General features: G+C 69.7%; 1 pseudogene. It reads right to left on the bottom strand.

Features of this window, described 5'->3' with window-relative positions:
- Window positions 1-1,802: pseudogene (glgB, locus tag I59_RS19155) on the bottom strand (1,4-alpha-glucan branching protein GlgB); the annotation flags it as partial.

Below are 1,802 nucleotides of genomic sequence, written 5' to 3'. Positions count from 1 at the left end.
ACGCGGGGCGTCCCGCCCACGGGGTGTCCTCCGCCGTGACGACGCCGAGGTTCCCGACGCCCGAGCCGCCGTACTCGACGGCGTCGGTGTGANGGACCTCGCGCCACGTCCCGGCAGCCGGGAGGCCGAAGCGACGCTCGACGGGGACCCCGGAGAAGTTGACGAACACCGCGAGCCGGTCGTCGCCGTCCTTCCGCAGGAACCCGAGCGTCGAGTGCGGCGCGTCGCCGCCCTCGATCCACTCGAACCCGTCGGACGTGGAGTCGTGGGTCCACAGCGCCGGCGTGTCCTTGTAGACGCCGTTCAGAGCGGCGACGAGGCTCTGCACGCCACGGTGCCCCGGGTCGTCGACGTGCCACCAGTCGAGCCCGCGGGCCTCGGACCACTCCTGCACCTGGGCGAACTCCTGGCCCATGAACAGCAGCTGCTTGCCGGGGTGCGCCCACATGAACGCGAGGTAGGCGCGCACGTTGGCGAGCTTCTGCCACTCGTCGCCGGGCATCTTCCCGTACAGCGAGCCCTTGCCGTGCACGACCTCGTCGTGGCTGATCGGCAGCGTGAACTGCTCACTGAAGGCGTAGACGAGCGAGAAGGTGATCTCGTCGTGGTGGTAGCTGCGGTACACGGGCTCGCGGCCGATGTACTGGAGCGAGTCGTGCATCCACCCCATGTTCCACTTCTGCCCGAACCCGAGGCCGCCGGCGCTCGTCGGCTGGGTGACGCCGGGCCACGAGGTGCTCTCCTCGGCGATCATCACGATGCCCGGGTAGCGCTTGTACGCGGTGGCGTTGGTCTCCTGCAGGAACGAGATCGCTTCGAGGTTCTCGCGGCCGCCGTGGATGTTCGGCAGCCACTCGGTCCGGGAGTAGTCGAGGTACAGCATCGAGGCGACGGCGTCGACGCGGAGCCCGTCGATGTGGAACTCCTCGAACCAGTACAGGGCGTTCGCGACGAGGAAGTTGCGCACCTGGGGCTGCCCGAAGTCGAACACGTAGGTGCCCCAGTCGAGTTGTTCGCCGCGTCGGGGGTCCGGATGCTCGAAGAGGGCGTACCCGTCGAACTTCGCGAGTGCCCACTCGTCCTTCGGGAAGTGCCCGGGGACCCAGTCCATGATCACGCCGATGCCCGCGGAGTGCAGCCGGTCGACGAGGTACCGGAGGTCGTCCGGGGACCCGAACCGGGAGGTCGGCGCGTAGTAGCCGGTGACCTGGTAGCCCCAGGACCCGCCGAACGGGTGCTCGGCGAGGGGGAGGAACTCGACGTGCGTGAAGCCGAGGTACTGCACGTGACCGATCAGCTGGTCGGCGACCTCGCGGTACGACAGGCCGGGGCGCCACGAGCCGAGGTGCACCTCGTACACGCTCATCGGTCGGTCGTGGGTGGTCGTCCGGGCCCGCTGGTCCATCCATGCCGTGTCGCCGTCGGACCACGTGTAGCGCGAGGCGGTGATGACGGACGCGGTGGCCGGCGGCACCTCCGTCCGGCGTGCGAACGGGTCCGCGCGCTCCACCCAGCCCGAGTCCGTGAGGATCTGGAACTTGTACCGCTGCCCCTCGAGCGCGCCCGGCCAGAACAGCTCCCAGACACCGAGGTCGTTCAGGCGACGCATCGCGGTCGTGCGGCCCTCCAGCCCTCGAAGTCGCCGATCACGCGTACGGCGGTCGCGCGCGGCGCCCACACGGTGAACGAGACGCCGTCGACGCCGTCCTCGGTGCGCAGGTGTGCGCCGAGGTGGTGCCAGAGCTGCTCGTCGCGGCCCTCACCGAACAGGTGGAGGTCGATCTCGCCGATCGTCGGGGCGA

The sequence above is a fragment of the Curtobacterium sp. B8 genome (assembly GCF_000333315.1).
GTDB lineage: Bacteria > Actinomycetota > Actinomycetes > Actinomycetales > Microbacteriaceae > Curtobacterium > Curtobacterium luteum.
The sequence above is the reverse complement of the archived record's forward strand: the minus strand, read 5'-3'. Positions and strand labels throughout refer to the sequence as shown.